The sequence below is a fragment of the Micropruina sp. genome (genome assembly GCF_027492755.1).
Lineage (GTDB): Bacteria > Actinomycetota > Actinomycetes > Propionibacteriales > Propionibacteriaceae > Micropruina.
In genome coordinates this window covers 1-5844 of sequence record NZ_JAPUED010000162.1, presented here as the reverse complement: position 1 = coordinate 5844, position 5844 = coordinate 1, and the positions used below count along the sequence as shown (strand labels likewise).

Sequence of the window (5844 nt, the reverse complement as noted above, 5' to 3'; positions counted from 1 at the left end):
TACTGTATCCGGCGCCGGGCGCCCCCCCGCTGGGGGCCGCCCACAACCCCCCCGGGCTCTTCCCGGTTTGTCCCCGGGGGGGGCGCCGGTGGCCCGGCCCCCACCCCACCACAACGTGAGGAGGTCGGATGCGACGGCTGCGTACCTGGGGCCCCGGGCTGCTGCTGGTGAGCCCCTCGATCATCCTGGTCGGCATCTTCGTCTATGGGCTGATCGGGCTGAACGTGCAGACCTCGCTGGCCGAGACCCGTGACCGGATCACCAACCGGATCACCAATCCCGGCGGTGTGGCCAACTACCTCAACCTGCTCGGCGACGACCGCTACCAGCACGCGTTATGGAACCTGCTGGTGCTCACCGTCGTGTTCATGGTGGGCACCATGCTGTTCGGCCTGCTGTGGGCGGTGCTGCTGGAGCGCGGGGTGACCGGTGAGGGTGCGTTCCGGTCGATCTACCTGTTTCCGATGGCGATCTCGTTCGTCGCCGCAGGTGTGGCGTGGCGCTGGCTGCTGTCGCCGGCGCAGGGTCCCGATCAGGCGATCGGCCTCAACCAGTTGTTCCTGAAGCTGGGCATGCCCTGGCTGCAGAGCAGCTGGTGGTCCAGCGACAGCAGTTTCAACATGGCGGCGATGGCGATCCCGGCGATCTGGCAGCTGTCCGGTTACATCATGGCGCTGTTCCTGGCCGGGTTCCGGGGCATCTCGGACGACCAGCGCGAGGCCGCCCGGGTGGACGGCGCCAGCGAATGGCAGCTGTACCGGTACGTGTTGTTCCCCCAGGTTTCGCCGGTGGCATTGTCGGCCCTGATCATTCTCGGGCACATGTCGATGAAGATGTTCGACCTGATCTATTCGATCGCCGGCGCCAACTCGTACACCGCCGAGGTACCCGCCACGTTCATGTGGATCCAACTGTTCCCGCAATCGAACCCGACCGGTGCCGCCGCCAACGCCACGGTCATTCTGGCGATCGTCGCCATCGTGGTGATCCCCTACCTGATCTACACCAACCACACCGAGAAGGACGGACGGGCATGACGATCACTGCTGACACGCTCACCGCGTCCCCGGTGTCGGCACCGCGGCACGGACGGCGCCGGATCACCCCGATGAAGACGGTGCAGTTCCTGCTGCTGCTGGCGTTCGCCTGCGCCGTCCTGATTCCGCTCTATGTGGTGCTGGTGACCAGTTTCAAGGGTGGCGCGGACGTCTCGGCGGCCACCGCCTGGGACCTGCCGCACATCTTCTCCACCGAGGGCTGGTCCTCAGCCATCACCCGGCTCGCACCCGCCCTGGGCCGCTCGCTGGTGCTGGCCATCAGCGCCGCCGTGCTGTCGTCCATTCTCGGTTCGCTGAACGGCTACGTCTTCGCCAAATGGAAGTTCCCGGGCGCCGACATCGTCTTCACCGCATTCCTGTTCGGCATGTTCATCCCCTATCAGGCGGTGATGATTCCGCTGCAGAAGATGCTGCTCGAGATCCAGACCCACGGGTTCGCCTGGATCGACGGCATTCCGAAGCTGATCCTGGTGCACACCATCTACGGCATTCCGATCTGCACGCTGATCTTCCGCAACTACTACGCCACCGCGGTGCCGACCGAGATTCTGGAAGCGGCCCGGGTGGACGGCGCGGGCATGCTGCGGGTCTATTGGTCGATCGTGTTGCCGGTCTCGATTCCCGGCTTCGTGGTGACGCTGATCTGGCAGTTCACCTCGGCCTGGAACGACTTCCTGTTCGCGCTGTTCCTCACCTCGCCGCGCAACGGTCCGGTGACCTACGCGTTGCAGGAGCTGGCCGGCGGCCAGAACCCCGACTACCCGTCGATCATGGCTGGTGTGCTGGTGGCGTCGCTGCCGACCCTGCTGGTCTACATCGCGCTCGGGCGCTACTTCATCAGCGGCCTGATGAGCGGTTCGGTGAAGTAGGACGCTCGCTGCAACTCGGTCAGCGCAAGGCGTAGCGGCGGCCACGATTGGCGTCCCTTCTTCACCCAGGCGAAGGTGCGCATGGTGACCGACGGGTGCCGCAGCGGAATCAGCGTGATCCCTTCCCGCAGCCTGCGGGCCATCGGGAGCAGCCCGACGCCCGCGCCCGAGCGCACCAGGTCGTCGACCAGATCGAGGCTGTCGGCATAGTGGGTGATCCGCGGCTCGAAGCCGGCCATCGCCGCCACCACGCGAAGCACGGTTTCCTCCCGGCTGTTCCGCGGGTTCCCGATCCAGTCACGGTCGCGGTGGTGGGCGAACACCTCGACCGCGGTGAGACCTGGATCGAGTGACTGTGTGGCGGGGACGGCCAGCCCCCAGTCGGTCTCCCACAGCGGCTCAACGGCGAAGGCCGGATCGACCCGCTCGGGCGCGAGGTTGTAGTCGTAGACCAGCGCCAGGTCGATCCGGTTCGCCACCAGCCACTCCGACGCCTCCCCCGGCTCCAACTCGTGCACCGCCATCGTCAGCGCCGGGTTCGTCGCCGCCAGCCGGGTGAGCAGCGGCACCACGACCCGCCGCAACGCCGAGGCGTAGCCGGCGATCCGCAGCAGGCCGGCAGGCTCGGCGTCCGGGTTCAGCTCGGCTCGGGCAGCCTCGACCGCGGCCAGGATGGTGACCGCGTGATCAGCCAGCCGCCGTCCCTCCGCGGTCAGCCGGACGCCCCGGCCGTCCGGCTCGATCAGCGGAACGCCCACTTCCCGGGACAGGGTCGCGATCTGCTGAGAGACGGTGGACACCCGGGTCTGCATGACGTCGGCGACGGCGCTCATCGAGCCCAGCCTGGCGAATTCCAGCAGGACGGCGAGGCGTTTCAGATCCATCTTCTGATCGTACGTGTTTCGTGAACATATTGGACAGAAATATCCGTTGGACATAAACGATGGGAAGGGATGGGATAGAGATATGCACGCCTCGATCCCTACCCAACTGTCCACCTCCGCCCGTTCGGGGGCAATGCTCGCGCTGACCTCGATGCTCTGCGCGCAGATCGGGCTGGCCGGGTCGGTGCGCTTCCTCGATCACCTCGGGGCGCAGGGCTCGACCTGGCTTCGGCTCACCTGGACGGCCGTGATCATCGTCGTCATCGTTCGTCCGTGGCGGCTGCGCTTCTCGGCTGCGACACTGCGGACGGGCGCGCTGCTCGGCCTGGCCACGGCCGGGATGGGGACGATGTTCATGGCCGCCGCGATGCGCATTCCGCTGGGCACGGCCAGCGCGATCGAGTTCCTCGGCGCCCTGTCCGTCGCCGCCTGGGGCGCCCGGCAGCGCAACGGCTGGATCTGGCCACTGGCCGCCGCCGTCGGTGTCCTGCTGATGACCCGGCCATGGCTGGGCGACTTCGACCTGCTGGGCGTCGGCTATGCGCTGGCCGGTGCCGGTTGTTACGCCGCGTACATCCTGTGCACCCAGCGGGTCGGCGACGAGACCGGAGGAGTCTCCGGGCTGGCCATCTCGATGCCGGTCGCAGCCCTGGTCAGCACGCTGTTCGTCCCCACGACGGCGGTCACCGCGCTGAGCTGGCAGACCGTCGCCATCGGCCTGCTGCTGGCCACCCTGGTGCCGCTGCTGCCGTTCACCCTGGAGATGCTGGCGCTGCGCCGGCTCAGCGCGGGAGCGTTCGCCACGCTGCTGTGTTTCGAGCCGGCCTTCGGGCTCATCCTTGGCCTGCTGCTGCTCGGCCAAGTGCCCAGCCTGACCAGCGTGGCCGGCCTGGCCTGCGTGGTGATCGCCGGCATGGGCGCGGTCAACGGCGGCAGTCGCGAGGACGAGTCGGACGAGCGCTCCCACAGCACCGACGATCGCCACCTCGAGCCGGTACCCGTGCACTGCTGACCGGCAAACCCGCCGTCCGAACGCGAAACAGCCGGACGGCGCCCGGCCCGCTGGCCGAGCGCCGTCCGGCTCGTCTTATGTGGTCAGTCGTCGGAGGATTCGCGTCCCCGCCGCACGATCAAAGGATCGGGGGCGTAGACCACCGAGGCGTCCTTGCCTTCGTAGTCGAACTGGTTCAGGAAGGCCCGCATGGCGTTGATCCGGGCGCGCTTCTTGTCGTTGCTGCGAATGGTCGTCCACGGAGCGTGCTTGGTGTCGGTGCGCGCGAACATGGCCTCCTTGGCGGCCGAGTAGGCCTCCCACTTGTCCAGGGACTCCAGATCCATCGGTGACAGCTTCCAGCGCCGCACCGGGTCGATCTGCCGGATCGCGAACCGGGTGCGCTGCTCGCGGCGGGTCACCGAGAACCAGAACTTGGTGATGTGGATGCCCGACTCCTGCAACATGCGCTCGAACTTCGGGGCGTGCTGCATGAACGTCTCGTACTGGTCGTTGCTGCAGAACCCCATCACCCGCTCGACGCCGGCCCGGTTGTACCAGGAGCGGTCGAACAGCACGATCTCGCCGCTGGTCGGGAAGTGCCGGATGTAGCGCTGGAAGTACCACTGCCCCAGCTCGTCGCTGGACGGCTTGGTCAGGGCGACGACCCGCGCGGCCCGCGGGTTGAGGTGCTCGATGAAGCGCTTGATCGTGCCGCCCTTGCCGGCGGCGTCCCGGCCCTCGAACAGGATGAGGTGCTTCAACCCGTTGTCCTGGCCGTGGTACTGGAACTTCAACAGCTCGACCTGGAGCTGGTACTTCTCCTGCTCGTACTCCTCGCGGCTCATCAGCTCGTCGTAGGGGTAGTCCTCGCGCCAGGTCTCGACCGCCCGGCCACCCGGATCGATCAACTCCGGATCAGCGCTCTGGCTGTCGCCCACCGTGTACCCCGCAGCGACCAGCTTGTCGATGAATTCGCGCAGGTTGTCGTCGGCATCCGGCTGGAGCTCGTCCAGGTCCATCGTCATGGGTTCCTCCCACCTCGGCTGAGGCTGCCCAGCCTATTGCCTCCAGCCGTTCCGTCCAGTCGTGCAGCGCCTCGAAACGTGGTCAACATCTTTGGACACCTGAGCATCATCTTCTGGCCACTAGAGTGAGGCCCGTGGGTGACCTTCTGGTGTGGATCGATTGCGAAATGACCGGGCTCGACCTCACCAGGGACGTCCTGATCGAAGTGGCCGCGCTGGTCACCGACGGCGAGTTGAACGTCCTCGGCGACGGCGTCGATGTGGTGATCAAGCCGACCCCTGCCGCGCTGGAGCAGATGAGCGACTTCGTGCGAGAGATGCACGCGAAGTCCGGGCTGCTGCCGCTCCTCGATGACGGGGTCGACCTCGAGACCGCCGAGCAGCAGGTGCTCGACTACATCCGCGAACACGTCCCGAACCCGCGGACGGCGCCGCTGGCCGGCAACACCATCGGCACCGACCGGGCATTCCTGGCCCGCGACATGCCGACCCTCGAGGCGCATGTGCACTACCGCAACGTGGACGTCTCCAGCATCAAGGAACTGGCCCGTCGCTGGTACCCGCGGGCGTACTACAACACGCCCGCCAAGTCGGGAAACCACCGGGCGCTGGCCGACATTCGCGAGTCGATCGAAGAGCTGCGCTACTACCGGCAGGCCGTGTTCGTCACGCCGCCCGGCCTGTCCACCGCCGAGTTGAAGCGCATCGCCGCCGTCCATCAGGGTGCGCTGAGCACCCCCGCGCCGGTGGTCGAGGACGACAACAGCTAGCTAGCACAGCCGCTGGTTGAGCTTGTCGACCTACCCCGACGGACGCCCTTCGGCGATTGGCGCCGCGGGACGTAGGTGTCCTAGACTGTCCTAGCCGTGACGCCCGTTCGTCACGACATGGTGGGTATAGCTCAGCTGGTAGAGCACCTGGTTGTGGTCCAGGATGTCGCGGGTTCAAGTCCCGTTACTCACCCCAGATGGAATGTTGCCATGACTAGGGTATACGCACGGGTTTCCAGCGGAC

At 66.8% G+C, this 5844-nt stretch carries 6 protein-coding genes and 1 tRNA gene; 5 read left to right on the top strand and 2 right to left on the bottom strand.

The annotated features are described in order from the left end of the window. Window positions 1-128: 128 nt before the first annotated feature. Both Q0066_RS11425 and Q0066_RS11420 read left to right on the top strand, forming a co-directional pair. Window positions 129-1037 carry a sugar ABC transporter permease gene (locus Q0066_RS11425; protein WP_298132995.1) on the top strand — a complete coding sequence of 303 codons (909 nt, stop codon included), beginning with the start codon at window positions 129-131 and terminating at the stop codon, window positions 1035-1037. Beyond that, window positions 1034-1927 (top strand): carbohydrate ABC transporter permease, encoded by an 894-nt coding sequence (locus Q0066_RS11420; RefSeq protein ID WP_366521519.1) that lies wholly within the window; start codon window positions 1034-1036, stop codon window positions 1925-1927. Before Q0066_RS11425 ends, Q0066_RS11420 begins: the two co-directional genes overlap by 4 nt. Here the strand turns inward: Q0066_RS11420 and Q0066_RS11415 are convergent. Then, window positions 1888-2811, bottom strand: coding sequence for a LysR family transcriptional regulator (locus tag Q0066_RS11415; RefSeq protein ID WP_298132993.1), 924 nt, complete (start codon window positions 2809-2811; stop codon window positions 1888-1890). The two genes, Q0066_RS11420 and Q0066_RS11415, sit on opposite strands and share 40 nt — an antisense overlap. Before the next feature lie 82 nt (window positions 2812-2893). Between Q0066_RS11415 and Q0066_RS11410 the strand changes: the two genes are divergently transcribed. Next, window positions 2894-3823 (top strand): EamA family transporter, encoded by a 930-nt coding sequence (locus tag Q0066_RS11410; RefSeq protein ID WP_298132991.1) that lies wholly within the window; start codon window positions 2894-2896, stop codon window positions 3821-3823. Between the two features lie 83 nt (window positions 3824-3906). Here Q0066_RS11410 and ppk2 read toward each other — a convergent pair whose 3' ends face one another. Beyond that, a complete protein-coding gene (gene ppk2, locus Q0066_RS11405; protein ID WP_298132989.1) occupies window positions 3907-4830 on the bottom strand; it encodes a polyphosphate kinase 2 in 924 nt (307 codons plus the stop codon). Between the two features lie 134 nt (window positions 4831-4964). Between ppk2 and orn the strand changes: the two genes are divergently transcribed. Continuing rightward, on the top strand, window positions 4965-5600 hold the full coding sequence (gene orn, locus Q0066_RS11400; RefSeq protein WP_298132987.1) for an oligoribonuclease: 636 nt from the start codon (window positions 4965-4967) through the stop codon (window positions 5598-5600). 120 nt (window positions 5601-5720) lie between these two features. Then, a tRNA-His gene (locus Q0066_RS11395) sits at window positions 5721-5796 on the top strand. Window positions 5797-5844 lie beyond the last annotated feature (48 nt).

What these genes read in the sequence shown, in the direction of transcription:
- Q0066_RS11425 (WP_298132995.1), top strand. Translation starts at nt 129, where the DNA reads ATGCGACGGCTGCGTACCTGGGGCCCCGGGCTGCTGCTGGTGAGCCCC.
- Q0066_RS11420 (WP_366521519.1), top strand. Translation starts at nt 1,034, where the DNA reads ATGACGATCACTGCTGACACGCTCACCGCGTCCCCGGTGTCGGCACCG.
- Q0066_RS11415 (WP_298132993.1), bottom strand. Translation starts at nt 2,811, where the DNA reads ATGGATCTGAAACGCCTCGCCGTCCTGCTGGAATTCGCCAGGCTGGGC.
- Q0066_RS11410 (WP_298132991.1), top strand. Translation starts at nt 2,894, where the DNA reads ATGCACGCCTCGATCCCTACCCAACTGTCCACCTCCGCCCGTTCGGGG.
- ppk2 (WP_298132989.1), bottom strand. Translation starts at nt 4,830, where the DNA reads ATGACGATGGACCTGGACGAGCTCCAGCCGGATGCCGACGACAACCTG.